The organism is Pseudomonas sp. B6001 (assembly GCF_013386015.1).
Classification (GTDB): domain Bacteria; phylum Pseudomonadota; class Gammaproteobacteria; order Pseudomonadales; family Pseudomonadaceae; genus Aquipseudomonas.
Map to the genome: position 1 here is coordinate 106,064 of NZ_JACAOX010000017.1, position 16,036 is coordinate 122,099.

Annotated in this window: 10 protein-coding genes; 2 read left to right on the forward strand and 8 right to left on the reverse strand. The window is 62.0% G+C overall.

The features are described 5' to 3' along the window. Nucleotides 1-42: 42 nt before the first annotated feature. From HX821_RS17895 to HX821_RS17920, 6 genes are read right to left on the reverse strand one after another with little or no spacing between them, the layout of a single operon-like run. Nucleotides 43-1,440 carry a sigma-54 dependent transcriptional regulator gene (locus HX821_RS17895; RefSeq protein ID WP_177036171.1) on the reverse strand — a complete coding sequence of 466 codons (1,398 nt, stop codon included), beginning with the start codon at nucleotides 1,438-1,440 and terminating at the stop codon, nucleotides 43-45. Further along, the gene (locus tag HX821_RS17900; RefSeq protein ID WP_177036172.1) at nucleotides 1,430-3,208 is read right to left on the reverse strand and encodes a HAMP domain-containing sensor histidine kinase; all 1,779 of its coding nucleotides are present in this window, start codon (nucleotides 3,206-3,208) and stop codon (nucleotides 1,430-1,432) included. Before HX821_RS17900 ends, HX821_RS17895 begins: the two co-directional genes overlap by 11 nt. Next, nucleotides 3,208-4,332, reverse strand: a complete 1,125-nt coding sequence (locus HX821_RS17905; protein WP_003216477.1) for a GNAT family N-acetyltransferase — start codon at nucleotides 4,330-4,332, stop codon at nucleotides 3,208-3,210. Before HX821_RS17905 ends, HX821_RS17900 begins: the two co-directional genes overlap by 1 nt. A gap of 16 nt (nucleotides 4,333-4,348) precedes the next feature. Then, nucleotides 4,349-5,215 carry an alpha/beta fold hydrolase gene (locus HX821_RS17910; protein WP_177036173.1) on the reverse strand — a complete coding sequence of 289 codons (867 nt, stop codon included), beginning with the start codon at nucleotides 5,213-5,215 and terminating at the stop codon, nucleotides 4,349-4,351. Further along, on the reverse strand, nucleotides 5,212-6,606 hold the full coding sequence (locus HX821_RS17915) for an aspartate aminotransferase family protein (RefSeq protein ID WP_003216473.1): 1,395 nt from the start codon (nucleotides 6,604-6,606) through the stop codon (nucleotides 5,212-5,214). Before HX821_RS17915 ends, HX821_RS17910 begins: the two co-directional genes overlap by 4 nt. Next, entirely contained in the window at nucleotides 6,599-7,303 is a 705-nt protein-coding gene (locus HX821_RS17920) for an MtnX-like HAD-IB family phosphatase (protein WP_008435530.1), read from the reverse strand. The genes HX821_RS17915 and HX821_RS17920 overlap by 8 nt, the downstream gene beginning before the upstream one ends. Nucleotides 7,304-7,532: 229 nt before the next feature. Between HX821_RS17920 and HX821_RS17925 the strand changes: the two genes are divergently transcribed. After that, nucleotides 7,533-8,303 carry a MipA/OmpV family protein gene (locus HX821_RS17925; RefSeq protein WP_102369842.1) on the forward strand — a complete coding sequence of 257 codons (771 nt, stop codon included), beginning with the start codon at nucleotides 7,533-7,535 and terminating at the stop codon, nucleotides 8,301-8,303. 203 nt (nucleotides 8,304-8,506) lie between these two features. Here the strand turns inward: HX821_RS17925 and HX821_RS17930 are convergent, their stop codons facing one another. Continuing rightward, entirely contained in the window at nucleotides 8,507-9,160 is a 654-nt protein-coding gene (locus HX821_RS17930; RefSeq protein ID WP_177036174.1) for a DsbA family oxidoreductase, read from the reverse strand. A gap of 62 nt (nucleotides 9,161-9,222) precedes the next feature. Beyond that, nucleotides 9,223-10,242, reverse strand: coding sequence for an alpha/beta fold hydrolase (locus HX821_RS17935; protein WP_177020510.1), 1,020 nt, complete (start codon nucleotides 10,240-10,242; stop codon nucleotides 9,223-9,225). 203 nt (nucleotides 10,243-10,445) lie between these two features. Between HX821_RS17935 and HX821_RS17940 the strand changes: the two genes are divergently transcribed. Next, nucleotides 10,446-16,022, forward strand: a complete 5,577-nt coding sequence (locus HX821_RS17940) for a dermonecrotic toxin domain-containing protein (protein WP_177036175.1) — start codon at nucleotides 10,446-10,448, stop codon at nucleotides 16,020-16,022. Nucleotides 16,023-16,036: the final 14 nt, after the last annotated feature.

The window sequence follows — 16,036 nt, forward strand, 5'->3', positions numbered from 1 at the left end:
ATAACGGATATGTACTCCCCCCCCAAAAACGCTCAGCGCCCCCTAGCGAACAATCTTGTCCACCTGAATCCCCAGCTTCTTCAACCGATACCAAAAACTGCGCTCGGAAATCCCGATCCTCTGCGCCGCCGCAGCCTGCACCCCGTTGCTCTCCTGCAACGCAGCCATGATGTAAGCCTTCTCCACCTCAGCCAGCGCCGCATCCAGATCCTGCGGCACACCCGGCCCGTTGCTGAGTATCGCGCCCATCCCATCCTCAGCAGGCGTCGAAGCAAACAAATACGCCGGCAAATCAATATCCTCGATCACCGGCGTCGCCGCGACAATGGTCGCCCGCTCCACACAGTTCTGCAGCTCACGAATATTGCCCGGCCAGGAATACGCCGCCATGGCCTGCAACGCCTCGGGGCTGAAACCGGTGATGCGTTTGCCCGCCGTGGCACTCAAGGTCTGGGCAAAGTGCCGGGCCAGCGGCGCGATATCTTCCACCCGCTCACGCAAGGCCGGCAGCGGAATCGGAAATACGTTCAAGCGGTAGTAAAGGTCTTCACGAAACTCTTTGTTCGCCACCGCATCCAGCAAGTTCTTGTTGGTGGCAGCGATCACTCGCACATCCACCTTGCGCTCGCGCGGGTCACCCACCGGCTCGATCACCCGCTCCTGCAAGGCCCGCAGGATTTTCGCCTGCAACGCCAACGGCATGTCACCCACCTCATCGAGAAACAACGTGCCCTTGTCGGCCTGCATGAAGCGCCCGACCCGATCCGCCACGGCGCCAGTGAAGGCGCCCTTGCGGTGGCCGAACATCTCGCTTTCCAGCAAGCCTTCGGGGATTGCCGCGCAGTTGACCGCCACAAACGGCTTATCGGCGCGGTTGCCGTGCTTGTGAATGGCGCGGGCGACCATCTCCTTGCCGGTGCCGCTTTCGCCCGTCAGCAGCACCGTAGCGTTGCTGTCGCGCACCGAGTCCACGGCGTGCAGCACGCGGCGGAACGCCGGGCTGTCGCCCACCAGGCTGTCGAACTGCGCATGTTCATCCAACTCGGCACGCATGCGCGCGTTGTCGCGCATGATGTCGCGAAACTGCAGGGCCTTCGCCACCGTGATGTCCAGCTCGTCGATATCGAAGGGCTTGGCGATGTAGTCGTAGGCGCCGTTGCGCATCGACTGCACCGCGTTCTTCACGGTGCTGTAGGCGGTCATCACGATCACCGGCAGTTGCGGGTAGCGCACCTTGATTTCCGCCAGCAGCGCCGGCCCGTCCATGCCGGGCATGCGCCAGTCGCTGATCACCAGGTCGATGTCTTCCTGCTCCAGCACCTTGAGCGCGTGCAGGCCGTTGCCGGCGGTAAACACCTGGATCCCGCTCTGGCTCAAGGCCGACGAAAGCAAGTCACAGAGCTTGGGTTCGTCGTCAACTACCAATACGTTATGCGTCATCACCATCCTCATCATCGCCGTCGTCTGCACCCTGGGCCGGAATGTACAGGCTGAAGGTGGCGCCGGCATCTGTCTCGCTGACACATTCGATGCTGCCGTCATGACTTTCCATGATCGAGAACACTTTGGCCAGCCCCAAGCCCGTACCCGAGGCCTTGGTGGTGACGAATGGTGTGAAGATCCGCTCGATCATGTCCGGCGCAATGCCCTCGCCGGTATCGCCGATGCTGATCACCGTGTTGCCGCCCACGCTGTGGATGCCCAGGGTCAGGCGCCCGCCTCCGGGCATGGCGTCGATGGCGTTGAGAATCAGGTTCAGGCACGCCTGCTTGAGCTGCTTGGCATCGGCATAAATCGTCGCGCCGGGAGCCGCATCATCAATTTGCGCGTCGATGTTATGGGTCGCAAGCTCAGGCCCGCAGAAGCCGAGGATCTCCTCCACCACCGGGCGTGCCGCCTGCACAGTGCGCAGCGGTGCACTGGGTTTGGCGAAGTCGAGGAATTCGGTGATCAGGTCGTTGATCCGGCTGACTTCGCTGATCACGTATTCGAGGTGACGCTTGTCGGTTTCCGGCAAATCGGCGCGGCGATGCAGCAACTGGGTGGCCGTCTTGATAATGCCCAGCGGGTTGCGAATTTCGTGGGCCAGGCCCATGGCCACTTCGCCCAGTGCATGCAGGCGGTCGCGGCGGCGCAGTTGCGCTTCCAGGTGATGCAACTCACCGAGGCGCTCGGTCATGTGGTTGAAGGTGCTGCTCAGTTGCGCCAACTCGTCGCCGCCGCTGACCGCCACACGGTGCTGATAGTTACCCGAGATCACCGCGCTGACGCCTTCGGACAGATCCCGCAATGGCCGGGTCAGGCGCTGGGACACCAGCATGCCCGCACCAAGGGACAATGCCGAACTGAGCAGGAAGATCAACACGAACAGATTGCTCTGGTTCACCAGGCCCACCAGGCTGGTATGGCGCAGCAAGCCACTGAAGATCACCCCTTGCAGCTCGCCGGCATCGTTGAAGATCGGCCAGTACAAACCGCTGTAGTTGTTGGTGAACTGTTCGCTGGGTTGCTTGGTGCTGCGCAGCGCAGATTCGATACTCGAAGGAATCCGCGTGGGGTGATCGACGAAGCGCTGGGTGGAGAAAATCTCCGAAAATCCGCTGGGATTGGCCAGGTACAAGCGCAGGTCGAGGGAATGCACATCGGCCACGCTGGTCAGGAAACTGCTGTCCAGATAAGTGGCCACCAGCAGTTGATAATCGACGCCGTCCTCGCTGGTCTCGAAGGTGGACACCACCACCCCGGTGGTCACGCCACCCACTTCGACCGTCTGCAACACCGCATTACTGGCCAGGTTGATTTGCTTGACGATGTCGTCGGCGGCGGTGGTAAACACGATTTTGTGGTCACTGCTGCGGATCAGCGCGACCACGTCGATGTCGGTGGCGGCGGCAATATCAGCGGTCAGTTTGTCGTGTTTCTCGGCCTGGCGCGACGACGGCGGCTTGGTATAGCGCAGGAACAGTTGGGCGACCCGGGCGTTGTCGTGGAGGATGTCGCCGATCTCGTCCTTGACGATCTTGGTCGACTCCTGCAGCCAGATGCGCACGTTGCTGTCGAAGATCTGCGACAACGTCGTCGCGGCCAGCTCCGCGGCGATCATCGTCGGGATCACCGTCACCAGCCAGAACGCCAACACCAGCTTGCGCTGGACGCTCCAACGCGAAATGGCAAAGGGGCGGGCTTTTTGGCGGGTCTTGTAGATCATCAGGTTTCGCTTATCGCAGCAGCCATGGCAGGGTCGGATCGATCCGGTCGGAGAAACACTTTTGCAACGAACAGCGCACGGTTGACCAGCCAGTTACGGTGGCGGAAAAACATGCTGTTGCCCTGGAACTCGCAGCCCAGCAGCAACTTGCTGGCATAGCCGGCCTGACCACATTCATATAACGCAATATCGTTGCGAATACAGTAGTCGATGTTGGTTAACCAACTGCGCACCGCCAGGCTGTATTCGCGACTGTAGTCACTGTCTTCGCCGAAAAACTTGTCAATCAGGCGATCCCGGTTCAGCAGGATCAGGTTGAACGCCACCAGTTGCTCGTCCACCCAATAAAGCACACAGACCGCACGTTCCTGCAGCTGTTCAAGGATACCGGTGAAATAGCCTGCCGGCAGTCGCTCGAACTGCAGGTCGGAGCGTTCCAGGGTGGCCTCATACAGCGCCATGATGCGCGGCAGTACGTCGTCGATGTTGCGTCGCCACTCGACACGCGGCCCCGGCGCACGCAGTTTGCGACGCAGGTCCTTGCGGGTGGCTTTGTCCAGGGAACCGAGGTAGGCGTCCACTGAACCAAAAGGGATCGGCAACAAGGCCGTTGGCAGGCTGGGCATGCTCTGGAAACCCGCGCCAAGGCAGCTGTTTGACCAGCCTTCGTCCCTGGTCGGTGCATCCTTGACCGCCACCAGCCCGACGCCGAACGTATCGGCATCCTGGCGCGCGGCAGCGAGCAATTGCGCAAGCAGAGCCTCGCGCCCTGATTCGGCAACGTGGCTGGCGATGCCCGCATTGCACTGCTCCGCCACCGGCGAGCCGATGGCATACAGGCCCAACTTCAAAACACCCGGCCACAGTCGCTCCAGGCGCTCGGTAAAGCGCTTGCCTACGCCTGACACGGTGGTGTCCAGGCGATACCGCGTGATGAACGCCGGCGCGACCGCCACCAGCCTTGCATCGTCAAACACCGCGAGGTAGCGCCACTGAAAGTCATCAATAGCGGCGTTTTCCACGGCCACGTAATAGTCCCAATCCTCCAGGGCATCGGGAAAACAGTCGTTCCAGGCACTGCGTTCGATGGCCCGAATGGTCGAAAAGGCTTGGGCGGTGATCACGTCAAATCCTTAGGGTTCAAGCCAGCTGTCGATAATCTTCAGGTGCCTCTGTGGCGTGTGCGTGCTGCCCGACAAACTCGGCACTCAACTCGATCACCCGACGGTATTGCAGGTCGACGGTGATCATGTGGTAGCAGTTGTCCAGCAGGATCTTGGTCACGGGGCCGCCGAGATGGCGCTCCACGTAATCGGCGTTCCAACGGCTGGTGATGTCATCCTCGATGGAATGCAGCACCAGGGCCGGGGTCTTGATCGATGGCATGAGCTTCTTCACCACGGCATTCATCCAGTGCAACTCGCGCACCGTGACGCCCTCCATGGTCAAGAGACCCGCCTCGCTGCTCTCCCCTTCCTTCATCTGCCGCTCGACGATCGCCCGCAGGCGCTCGTTCTTGATGCCGTAGGGCGGCTTTTCAGTAAAGCGGAACAGGCGCACACCGAAGGGAATACGGATCAGCAAGGGCGTGATGAACGCCATCTTGTTGATGCTCCAGCCGTCGTACTTCAACGTCGTGGAGTACATCAGCAAGCCGGCAACCTGGCCGGGGAACTGCGACGCCACGTACATCGACATCACCGCGCCCATCGACAAGCCGCCGACGAATACCTGCTCGTGACGATGTTTCACCGCGACGAAGGTCTTGCGCACGCCTTCGTACCAGTCCTGCCAGCCGGTGGCTTGCAGGTCGCTGTTGTCCCCGCAGTGGCCGGCCAGGGTCGGCACGTACACCGTGCAGTTACCGACCTTGGCCAACCCCTGGGCCACCCGACGGAGTTCCGTCGGGGTGCCCGTCAGGCCGTGGATCAACAGGATCCCAATCGGACCGCTACCGAGAACGAAGCCGGCATCACCTTCACCGAGGTCGATCTCGTGGCTGCTCACCGTTTGGTCGCTCGCACAAGCAGTTGCTCGAGCAGCTTCAGGCCCAGGTCGATTTCCGGGTAGCTGATTTCCAGGGACGGTGCCAGGGTGATCACGTTCTTGTAGTAGCCGCCCACGTCGAGGATCAGGCCGAGTTTCTGACCGTCAACCACCATGTCGCCCTTCATGCCTTCCTCGACCATGTAGTCCAGGGTCGCCTTGTCCGGAGTGAAGCCGTCCGGGCCGCAGATTTCGCAGCGCAGGGCCAGGCCCAGGCCATCGACGTCGCCGATGATCGGGAAGCGCTTTTGCAGCTCTTGCAGGCCGGCCAGGAAGTATTTGCCCTTGGCCATGACCATTGCGCCGTAATCGACTTCGCTGGTCATCTTGAACATTTCCAGGCCTACCGCGGTGCCCAACGGGTTGGACGCGAAGGTGGAGTGAGTGGAGCCTGGCGGGAAGATCTTAGGGTTGATCAACTCTTCCTTGGCCCAGATGCCGCCCAGCGGGTTCAGGCCGTTGGTCAGCGCCTTGCCGAAGACGATCACGTCCGGCTTGACGTCGAAGTGTTCGATCGACCACAGCTTGCCGGTACGCCAGAAGCCCATCTGGATTTCGTCGACGACCATCAGGATGCCGTGCTGGTCGAGGACCTGCTTGAGCTCGCTGTAGAAGTTCATCGGCGGGATCACGTAGCCGCCGGTGCCCTGGATCGGCTCGACGTAGAAGGCGGCGTATTCGCTCTGGCCGACTTTCGGGTCCCACACACCGTTGTATTCGGTTTCGAACAGACGGGCGAACTGCTGCACGCAGTGGCTGCCGTATTCTTCCTTGGTCATGCCTTTAGGGCCGCGGAAGTGGTACGGGAACGGGATGAAGTTGGCGCGCTCGCCGAAGTGGCCGTAGCGGCGACGGTAGCGGTAGCTCGAAGTGATCGACGAAGCGCCGAGGGTACGGCCGTGGTAGCCGCCTTCGAAGGCGAACATCAGGCTCTTGCCGTTGGTGGCGTTACGCACCACCTTCAGGGAGTCTTCGATGGACTGCGAACCGCCCACGTTGAAGTGCACACGACCGTCGAGGCCGAATTTTTTCTTGGCGTCGACTGCGATCATTTCCGACAGCTCGATCTTGCCTTTGTGCAGGTACTGGCTGGCGATTTGCGGGAGGGTGTCGATCTGCTGCTTCAGCGCGTTGTTCAGGCGTGGGTTGGCGTAACCGAAGTTAACGGCCGAGTACCACATTTGCAGGTCGAGGTAAGCCTGGTCTTCGGTGTCCCACACGTAGGAGCCTTCGCAGCGGCTGAAAATGCGCGGCGGGTCGATGTAGTGAACGGTGTCGCCGTAGGAGCAGTACTTGGCTTCTTTATCCAGAAGAACCTGGTCTTCTGCGGTAGCGATGCGGATATCAGACATGGTGGAAGAGTTCCTGATTGTCGGAAGAGGTGCTGAAGGAGGTGGCGTTGGCGGCGATGCCCTGAGGCAGCTTGGCCAGCAATGCCGGCAGTTCGGCGAAGGTGTCGAACCGCGCGTAAGGGATGTTGTTGGTTTCGCAGTAGTCGGCCAGGCTGGCCTTGGCGAAGACGAAGTCGGCGGTGGAGGCCACGCACATGTCGGACTTGCCGTCGCCGATCACCAGCACGCGCTTGTTGCGCGGCGTGGACTTGCACTTGCAGTTGCCGGAGGCGGCACGGCAGGCGTCGCTGGCATACGGGAAGTCGATGCGCCAGCTGTTCTGGTCGACCTGGCGCAGGCGGTTGGCGAGGATCGGCAGCAAGGTCACGTAGTTGCGCGACAGAATCCGCGCGATGCCTTGTTCGATGCCATCGCTGACCACTTCAATGGAAGCGCCCAGGCCCATGACGTGGTCGACGAAGTCCGGGAAGTCCGGATCGATCTCGACGCTGTCGAAATACGCCAGCAACTCGGCCGGGGTCGCCTTGATCAGCGCCAGTTGACGGCTCAGGCATTCGCGCGAACCGATGTGCCCATCCAGCCATTCCTGCTCGATGGTTTCCCACTCGGGGCCGGCGAAGCGTTGGAGGACGTTGTCGATGACGTCGGTAGGAGTGATAGTCCCGTCGAAGTCACACACGATATGCCAGTGGATCATCTGCATTTACCTATGAAGTAGGAACGCGCTGTTGCGCTTGCAGGGGATAGAGCATGGAGTGTGCCAAGTGCCACCAACCCCTGTTTTCAAAGGGTTTGGCGGGTATCGGCGTGTGGTTGTGTCGGAACTTGCTACAATTTTTGTAGCTCGCTACAACCTAGATGAGTGCTTGCCTAAGGCAGGGCGTTTGCGCGTTCATGCGCGCATGTTCACAAAAGGAAATGGCTCCATGTTCAGGGTTACTTTTGCTGTATTCACCGGCTTGCTGGGGCTGTGGGGCGTTTGCGGCGCTGCGCTGGCGGACGGAATTACCGGTGAAGCCGGCGCAGGCGTCAGCTATCAGCCCCACGATCCGACGGGCAGCCGCTACGAAACGCGGCCGATCCCGTATTTCGACCTGGATTGGGGGAGTGTCAGCCTGGGTACCGACGATGGGCTGACCTGGAGTGCCCTGAATACCCATGGCTTTACTGCCGGGCCTTACATCAACTACTTGCCGGGGCGGACGGCCAATGGGTCGCTGCGGGGCTTGCGTGATGTTTCGGATATGGCCGAGATCGGCGGCTTCATCCAATACGCTCCGGCTGAGTTCTGGCGGGTGTATGCGCAGGTGGGTCAGGCCGTGGGCGGGGCGCGTGATCAAAGCGGCGTGGTGGGCAAGCTCGGCGGCGAGTTGGGTTATCCGTTGGGGAGCGGCATTATCGGCAGCACCGGCCTGATGGCGCACTTTGCCGATGCCCGCCAGGCGCAGACGTTTTTCGGGGTGGATGCCAATGAGGCTGCGGCCTCCGGGTTTCGGCCGTATAACGCCAGTGCCGGGTTTCAGAACCTGACGTTGACGCAGAGTTTTGAGTTTCCTTTGGATGCGAAGTGGTCGCTGTTGACCAGTGCCAGTTGGATACACCTGGTGGGGTCAGCGGCCAATAGCAGCATCGTCAAGGAGACCGGGGATGTGAATCAGGGGCAGGTGCAGACTGCCATCAGCTATAAGTTTGATTGAAGCAACAGCAAAATCAAAGGCGGGCACGCTCCAAATGTGGGAGCGGGCTTGCTCGCGAAGGTCGTTAACGATGACTTGGGCCTCCTGATTCAACGCGGCGCCCTCTGGTTCTTCGCGAGCAAGCCCGCTCCCACATAAAGCGGCTCTGCTTTTGCTTCTAACACTCAGGTCGGCTGCTTTTGATTTTTATCTGACAGCCCCATTCAGCCCTTGGCCTCACTGATAATCTGCCGAATCGCCCCGACAAACGCCTCAGCCGGCTGCCCACCACTCACCGCATACTTGTCGTTGAACACGATGGTAGGCACAGAAGTCACCCCGCGAGACACCCACAACTGCTCCTGCTCCCGCACCTCGGCGGCATATTCGTCCGAAGCCAGAATTTCCTCTGCCCGCGCACGGTCCAGCCCAACACCCTCGGCAATCCCCGCCAACGTCCCGTGATCAGACGGATCCTGCTGGTCAGTGAAATACGCCTTGAACAATGCTTCCTTGAGGTTGTACTGCAACCCCTCAAGCCCCGCCCAATGCAACAGACGATGGGCATCAAACGTGTTGTAGATACGACTCTGCCCGTCCGTACGAAACGCAAAACCCAACTCCGCACCCATATCACGAATCCGCGCCCGGTTAGCCTGGGACTGCTCAGCCGTGGAACCGTACTTTTCAGTGATGTGCTCGGTAATGTTCTGCCCTTCGGCAGCCATGTTGGGGTTCAGCTCAAACGGCTGGAAATGAATCTCGGCCTGCACCTCCGGACCCAGTTGGTCCAGGGCCTCGGTCAAGCCACGCAGGCCAATGATGCACCAGGGACACGACACGTCGCTGACGAAATCGATTTTCAGGGGAGTACTCATGACTAGGCAACCTCGCTGGCATTACACGCCGGAAAGGTCCCACGATACACCCCGTCAAGCCCCTACAAAACCTTCGCAGGCGCCACCGGGTCGATTTGCGCCCAATGCGCCGCATCCTGACGATGCGCTTGCAAATAGGGCAAGACCGCCGCCAGCAACGGCGCCTTGAACGCCTCCTGGAAACGATGGGCCAGCCCCGGAATCAGCCGCAACTGGCTGCCCTGGATATGCGCCGCCAGGTGCACCCCATGCATCACCGGCAACAACGGATCGGCCGTGCCATGCACCACCAGCGTTGGCACCCGCAGTTGATTGAGCAACGGCACCCGGCTCGGTTCGGCAAGGATCGCCATGATCTGGCGCTTCACACCGTCAGGGTTGAACGCCCGGTCGTACGACTGCGCCGCCTGCTGCAACAGCACCTTGCGATCATCCTTCACATAAGGACTGCCCAGCGCCGCCAGCAGGTCGGCCTGTTGTTCCAGGGCCACTTCACGATTGGGCGCGCTGCGGCGCGACAACAGTTGCACCAGCGCCGCACTCGGTGCCGGCAGGCCTTCGGCGCCGGAGCTGGTCATGATCAGCGTGAGGCTTTCCACCCGTTGCGGCGCCATGGCCGCCAGGTGCTGGGCGATCATGCCGCCCATGCTCGCGCCCAGCACGTGGAACTGCTGAATGTGCAAGCCGTCCATCAAGCCCAGTGCGTCATCCGCCATGTCGGTCAGGGTGTAGGGCGCCGCCACCGGCAGACCGAGCTTGTAGCGCAGCACTTCAAAGGTCAGGTTGGCGCTGGCCGGTGCCTGGCGCCAGGTGGACAGCCCGACATCACGGTTGTCATAACGAATCACCCGAAAGCCCTGCTCACACAGGGCCACCACCACTTCGTCCGGCCAGTGGATCAACTGCCCGCCCAGGCCCATCACCAGCAGCAAGGCCGGGTCGGAGGCACGACCAATGCTCTGGTAGGCCAGGCTCACCTGTTCCAGATCAACCCGTTCAGTCGGGACATTCACATCACATCGAGAAGCCGCAAAGGACGGCAGGCCGAATAACAGAGCGGCCATGAAAAACAACACGCGCATGAAAAACACCGAAACGCAGAACCCCAGTAGAGCGCGAGTCTGATGAACTTTGTACAAGCGCGCTGCCACAGTTCAGTGACAGTTTGATGAAGGGCGCCCAACGGTCATCCGCGTATCTATCTATCACCTCACGCCCTGGCCCCGCCTTTTTAATGGTGCATTCACCGGCAAGCCCGGTCTCACCAGAGCATGAACACACCATCATGAGTGACCTCACCCTACTTCCCCCGTCTGCCACCCTGAGCGACTTCGCCTCACCGTCGCTTCCAGGCCAGGCCCGCCTCCAGGACCAGAGCCTGTCCCTGCAAGCCTCAGCGCGCTGGCGCGAAAGCCAACAGGAACTGCATCAACTGATTGCCCAGGCACCCGGCGTGCGCGACTCCATCGAACAACTGCTCACAGAGCATTGGCAACTGGGCGCCGCACCGGTCGGCCTGGGTTTTCTCAAGACCGAAGATCACGACGAGCACTTCGTCAGCCTGGTGGATGCCTGGGGATTTATCTGCCAGTTTCCAGACATCTCCCCCACCCTGGATGCCCGCAGCACCGTGGTCGGCCTGGCGTCCCACCGCCTGTCAGCCCTCACGCCCGTGCAATTGCTCAAGCGGCTCCAGGCACTGGGCCTGGGGAAACTGCTCAGCGCCCGCTGGGAAAACTATTGGAGTACCCGGGCGCCGGGTACGCCGTTGTCCCGTCGCGAGCGGGCGGCACAACTGTACTGCCAGCATTTCGAGGCCTGCGGGCAATCGGCCTATGCCCAGGGAAGGCTGGGTGCCCAACAACTGATCTCGTTGCAGACAGTGCTCAACCCGGTCACCACCCCCAATGGCGTACGCCCCGTCGAGACCTGCCAGCTGGCGTTGCTGCTGCCCGACCAGAGCAAGGTCAAATTGGCTGGCGCCTGGGTCATCTCCGTGGGCCAGGAGCCGCTGTTGACACAAACCCTGTACCTGCCCTGCCGGCAACCCGGCGTGATGGTCTTCAGCCAACGCCGCGACATGGAGCAGTGGCTGGTCGCAGCGCATCAGCAACTGATCCCGCCGGACGTCGCGGCTGACGCTGTCACCGTCGAATACAGCTCGCGCACCGAACCCCTGGAGCACGGCATTCTGGACCTGCTGTCGCACCTGCACGCGGCTCAGCTGGAAAGCCTGCGCAACCGTCATCGCAATGGCAGTGACCTGGCCCGTTACGCCAGCCATGCCCTGGATGATGCCGACCGCCTGGACAGCCAGCGCCGGGAAATCCCGATGCTTATCGCACCGCATCAACCGGCAGATACGCCCGGCCCGGACGCTGACGACCTGCCTCCTGCCCTGCCCTTCGGCCACCTCAGCGCCGACATTGCCCTGGGCCAACGCTGGGCCGCGATCAGGCTGCAACGCAGCGCACTGGAGCGCTTCCTGGGCGATGGCCCTGAGCAAACCGCCCGGCTGGCGCAGTTGAAGGGTTTGATGCAGGCGCTGAAAGACGCAGAGCAGGCCGGCAATGATGCCGCCAGCGGCCTGCTGGCAAAAAAAGCCGCCTTCGATCAACTTGAGCTGCGGCAAAAACCCAATCCGGACTATGACGCGCTCTACCGGGCGCGGCTCGCCGCCCTGCGCGCCGAGGGCGCCATCCAGCATGCGCTCCAGCAGATCAGCGATGAAGAACACGGCCTGCTCCTGGCCGTCACGGAACACCCCGCGGCCCCGGAACGCCGCCCGGCTGTCGCGGTGACCCGCCTGATCCTCTCCAGCCGTGACCCAAGGGAAGGTTCCGAGGAGCTGACAGGCCTGTTGCTCATCACCCAGACCAGCGCGCTGACCTCTTCGGTGCCCCACAGCCTGTTGCTGTACTGGCCCGGCAATGCAGGGGGCCTGCAGCGTTTCGAATCCCGCCAAGCCCTGGAACACTCGCTGTTCAAGCTGTCGAGCGAAGCGCAGGACGTCACCCTGCAATTGTCGCTGCTGACCGGCGACCCGATTGAATACTCGTTGCAACAGCAGCTGTACGCCAGCGAACAACAGGCGTATGCGCTGATCTCCCTCTTCCCGGTGCCTCCGTTCGGCCAGGAGCGAACCGAAGGCCTGGACAGACTCAAAGAGCAAACCCTGTTTACCCTGCAAACCCCGGTGTGCCCGGCGCGGGAACTGGCGTATGGACAACTGCTCGAGCAACAACGCAGCAGCACCCTGGCCGGGGCACTGCCTGGGGAGTTGAGCCAGTTGCCGGCAGATGAACGCCTGGCGCTCAAGCACCTGATACACGCGCAGCTCAGCGCCCTGCATCGCTCGCAGCAACTGCTCGAGCGCGAGCTGGAACCCTTCGACGACTTCGGCCAGCGCCGCCTGGACCAACGCCTGCGCGAAGACTTCCAGCTTGAACACACCTGGTCGGTGCAACTGGACCTGCCCGACACGGTCAGCCAGGAGCGCGAATACCTGTCCGAATACGCGGGCCCGGGTACACCGTTCAAGTATGTGACGGTGCCCAGTACCCGCCGCAGCACCCTGTCATTGTTGCAACTGGCCCAGCAAAACATCGACCCGACGCTGGCCCAGCGCCTGACCTACATGAAGCTCGATGTCTCCGGCCCCAATGCCCCTGAAACCACCCGGCTGACCACCGGCCTGTCCCTGGAATACCTGAAGACCCTGGTCAAGGAGCTGGACCTCGCCGGGGCCTACGAAAGCTTGATCACCCGCACCTTCCTCGGTGATCCCGCGGCGGCGCCTTTCACCACGCAGCACCGTCGCGAATGCCTGACCGAGCCCCTGCGCCTGATGCTCATACTGCAAGGCAAACGCGCGCGGGCCCTGGGGCGATTCGACGACAACGATCTGCGGCTGCTGAACATCGCCATCGACGCCGACAACGCGGATGCCTGGCAGGTGGAAGACAAGAAAATCGTGCTGCTGCCGGCCACCCTGAGTGCGGGCGGTGAAGATACCGACTTCGGTCCGACCACCCTGTCAGGGGTCACCTTCATCCAGGAACAAATCTCCGGCACAACCCTGCTGTACCTGCCAAACAGCCCGGACAACCAGGACCTGCGGCGCTACGCGAGCCTGGAACTGGCCTGCAAGGCGCTCTACGACCTCAGCCTGGCCAGCGGCATGAGCGCCTACCTGGCCGGCCTGGCCATCAAGGGCGACACCGCCGCCCACCTCGCCCGGATCGCCCAGGCCCAGCAACGGAATTTTGATCCGGTCTTTGCCGTCGGAACCCCGTGGCCGGCCACCACCTCGCTGGCCGCCCATTTGCTGAACGCCCATATGGGCCGCGTCATAGAAGCGCACCGCGCGACCTCGCGCTCCAACGCGGCCTTGTTGCTGGAGCAGAATGCGCTGCGCGCCGGGCTGATCTTCAACTACCTGAAAATCGCCCTGGGGCTGGTGCCTTTCGTGGGTTCGGTCGTCGCGTTGTATGACGCCTGGTCCAGTGCCAACCTGGCCACTGCTGCGTTCCTGCGCGGGAACGTCGGCCATGGCCTGGCCGAGGTCGAGGCGGTGCTGTTGTCGCTGATCGACTGCGCCATGGACATTCTGCCGGGCAGCCTCGTCCTGCCGGTCAACGCCCGCGCCGCCACGCGCCAGCGTCAATTGCGCCATCTGGCCAGCAGCGCCGCCAGCCTGCACCTGCCCTCGGTCACCCAGGCTCGGCGGGCGGCACAGCGTTTCGCCGGTTATGAATATGAAGGAGTGATCTCGCTGGCCGGGCTGCAACCGCAGACCCACGGTTTTTATCGCAATGTGTACCGGCATACCGAAGGCGACTTCATCATGCGGCGCGGGCGCATCTATCAGGTTGAGCTGGCCGGCGATCCCCTGGACTGGCGCCTGAGCCCGACCCGCAGCAAAACCTACAAGCAGCCGATTGCCCTGGATGAAAACGGCGAATGGGACACTCACTACGGCGTCTACGGCAGCGCATTCAAGGGCGGCCTGGCGGGTGGCGGCAGCGTGCTCGGGCATATGGCCGAAGTGCTTGATCCGATCTGGCCCCAGTCGATCCGTGATTACTTGCCACGCTGGTGGACCGACCGCGCCCTGCGCCGCCAACAGGCGCTGGCCAACAGTATCAACAGCCGCGAAGACCTGATTGCGCTCTCCATTAACCGAACCGAAGAACTGATGGCCCGCACCGACAGCGCAGGCCCGGCGATCCGCAGATCCTTCGAGCAGGACATCGAACTGTACAGCCGCCAGTATCAGGAACTGACGGAGTTCGTGCCCTTTACCAGCGGCAACCGCCAGCGCGCGATCAGAGAGGACATGAGCCGCAATGCGGCGCGCCTGACCCTGACCACCCTGAACCGGGCGCGCTATCACTTCAAGCAGATCGAGGCACGGATCCTGGAGCTTGGAACCCATAACATGACCGCCATCAACCCCGAGATTTTCGGCACACCGGCGCTTGTTCCTGCCGTGCTGGACATTCTGCGGCACCGTAAAAGGATCAGTGTCGAGATTCTGCGCGACCTGGACATAATCGATGCCGACTTTCCCCAATTCAATCGCTGGTTCGAACAGGTGACTGACACCGCCCACCGTGCCCGGCTAAGCCCGATGCTGGCACGGTTCCGACACGTGCTTAATGACAACTACCGCATGCACCTGAGGCTGGCGCACCGCTTCGACACCCTTGAGGTATACCCCGAAGTGACCGAACTGTCCTGGTGGTACCTGAGAGCCCAGGCCCGTGACAGCTATGCCAAGGTCAACCGGGCCCAGGCTTCGCATTTTGAATTGCCTAACGCCACTGCCAACATCACACAGCGGCGCAAGGTGCTGGAAGACTGCATACAGGCCTATGAACAATTCCGGCTGACCATCCGCACCTGGAACCTCGGTTACCCGCAGCATTTCGACCAGGCGCAACTCAGTGCGTTTTTCGTCGACATTGACCAGATGATCGAACTCGCCCGCCGGGCCATCAAGGAGTCGCCGGCAAGCCGCCCACCGGCCGGGCAACCCGTGCGGCGGGTATTCGACACCGAGGACAATATTTCCCTGGTGGGCACCGAGAGCATCGACCCACAAACCCAAGCCACCACTTACCAGGTTGAGAGCGCCAGCGGGCGCGTCGAGACCTGGGTGAAGGGCCCCGGCGGCAAGTCCCGGCTCAAGGACATTGCCGCCTCGGAACCCGCGCCGCCGGAGTCCAACGTCAAGCCGTTCGTGGTGAGCGAAGCCAGGGCTCGCCTGGACAACGTCGCGCTGTACGAAAGCCGCGCCACCGCCTACACCGAGCAAAAAATGCTGCCGGTGGACCTGGAGCACCTGCTGGTCAGTGAGGCGGCCGAGTTGAACCTGCGGGCCAATCGCCTGGAACGCCTGGACCCTACCGAGGACCTCGTGCGCCAACTGCGGGCCAAGGCCATGGAGCTGACCATCAAGGGCCGCAACCTGCGAATCCGCCAGACCCTCGCCAGCAAAACCCCCACCGAAGGCTATCTGGACTACCTTCGCGAACAACGGGTGGTGGAGATTCGCAAGGGCGAACCGGCCCGCAACCTCAATGAAGGCAAGAAAGGACGGGCGGATTATCTTCAGGAATACGTGGTTCAGGACCTGACACAAACGCCGCCCGCCACCCTGTGGTACGCGCACTTTCATTACGACAAGGCCGGGGCGCAGTTCGACGAGTTCATCAAGGCCCACTTGAAGATTCCCGAGCAGCGCAACCTGGGCCTGCAATGGCAAGTCGCCCAGGCGCAAGCCGGGGCCGCGGTGGACCCTATCTGGCGCGGCAATATCGGGCGAGCGCTGGCCACCCGGCACTTTGCCGGGGTGTGAGGCGGCGGGACTTG

Bases quoted from the DNA above. Each gene is read 5' to 3' on its own strand.
- HX821_RS17925 (WP_102369842.1), top strand. From the start codon at position 7,533: ATGTTCAGGGTTACTTTTGCTGTATTCACCGGCTTGCTGGGGCTGTGG.
- HX821_RS17935 (WP_177020510.1), bottom strand. From the start codon at position 10,242: ATGCGCGTGTTGTTTTTCATGGCCGCTCTGTTATTCGGCCTGCCGTCC.
- HX821_RS17940 (WP_177036175.1), top strand. From the start codon at position 10,446: ATGAGTGACCTCACCCTACTTCCCCCGTCTGCCACCCTGAGCGACTTC.
- HX821_RS17900 (WP_177036172.1), bottom strand. From the start codon at position 3,208: ATGATCTACAAGACCCGCCAAAAAGCCCGCCCCTTTGCCATTTCGCGT.
- HX821_RS17895 (WP_177036171.1), bottom strand. From the start codon at position 1,440: ATGACGCATAACGTATTGGTAGTTGACGACGAACCCAAGCTCTGTGAC.
- HX821_RS17915 (WP_003216473.1), bottom strand. From the start codon at position 6,606: ATGTCTGATATCCGCATCGCTACCGCAGAAGACCAGGTTCTTCTGGAT.
- HX821_RS17930 (WP_177036174.1), bottom strand. From the start codon at position 9,160: ATGAGTACTCCCCTGAAAATCGATTTCGTCAGCGACGTGTCGTGTCCC.
- HX821_RS17920 (WP_008435530.1), bottom strand. From the start codon at position 7,303: ATGATCCACTGGCATATCGTGTGTGACTTCGACGGGACTATCACTCCT.